This window comes from Paenisporosarcina sp. P4_B8, assembly GCF_056402175.1.
The window spans coordinates 1-808 of the sequence record NZ_JBFUHX010000050.1 but is presented as its reverse complement, the minus strand read 5'-3'; the positions used below and the strand labels follow the sequence as shown (position 1 = coordinate 808).

Sequence of the window (808 nt, the reverse complement as noted above, 5' to 3'; positions counted from 1 at the left end):
ACCAAATGGTCCCGTGGTGTAGCGGTTAACATGCCTGCCTGTCACGCAGGAGATCGCGGGTTCGATTCCCGTCGGGACCGCCATTTTTTATGAAGTGTTAAGAATTGGAATAAGCAAAGAAGGTCTAGGAAGCAAAATGAGTAAGTGAAGGAGCGTACTAACGTACGTGACTGAACGAACGAATGAAGCTGACAACKAGATTCGAAGCTTAGTACAATTCGAATGTGGCTCAGTAGCTCAGTCGGTAGAGCAAAGGACTGAAAATCCTTGTGTCGGCGGTTCGATTCCGTCCTGAGCCACCATATTGCGGGTGTAGTTTAGTGGTAAAACCTCAGCCTTCCAAGCTGATGATGAGRGTTCGATTCYCTTCACCCGCTCCATTTTTTTGTGGGCCTATAGCTCAGCTGGTTAGAGCGCACGCCTGATAAGCGTGAGGTCGATGGTTCGAGTCCATTTAGGCCCACCATTCCGAAGTAGCTCAGTGGTAGAGCAATCGACTGTTAATCGATTGGTCGTAGGTTCGAGTCCTACCTTCGGAGCCAATTATTTCTGGGGAAGTACTCAAGTGGCTGAAGAGGCGCCCCTGCTAAGGGTGTAGGTCGGGYAACCGGCGCGAGGGTTCAAATCCCTCCTTCTCCGCCAGATGTAAGGCCCCTTGGTCAAGCGGTTAAGACACCGCCCTTTCACGGCGGTAACACGGGTTCGAATCCCGTAGGGGTCATTTAAAAAGATGCGCTATCTTCGGGATAGCGTGTTTTTTTATGGAGAAATGTCGAATTGTAGAGAAATGTCGAATTGTAGCGAAACG

General features: G+C 49.9%; 7 tRNA genes. All 7 read left to right on the top strand.

What is annotated here, in order from left to right:
- Positions 1–7: 7 nt before the first annotated feature.
- Positions 8–83 (top strand) — tRNA-Asp (locus AC1DSK_RS17405).
- A gap of 143 nt (positions 84–226) precedes the next feature.
- Positions 227–302: transfer RNA gene (locus AC1DSK_RS17400), tRNA-Phe, on the top strand.
- Positions 303–306: 4 nt separating this feature from the next.
- Positions 307–380 (top strand) — tRNA-Gly (locus AC1DSK_RS17395).
- A 9-nt stretch (positions 381–389) separates the two neighbouring features.
- A tRNA-Ile gene (locus AC1DSK_RS17390) sits at positions 390–466 on the top strand.
- Between the two features lies 1 nt (position 467).
- Positions 468–542 (top strand) — tRNA-Asn (locus AC1DSK_RS17385).
- Between the two features lie 9 nt (positions 543–551).
- A tRNA-Ser gene (locus AC1DSK_RS17380) sits at positions 552–642 on the top strand.
- Between the two features lie 7 nt (positions 643–649).
- A tRNA-Glu gene (locus AC1DSK_RS17375) sits at positions 650–721 on the top strand.
- Positions 722–808: the final 87 nt, after the last annotated feature.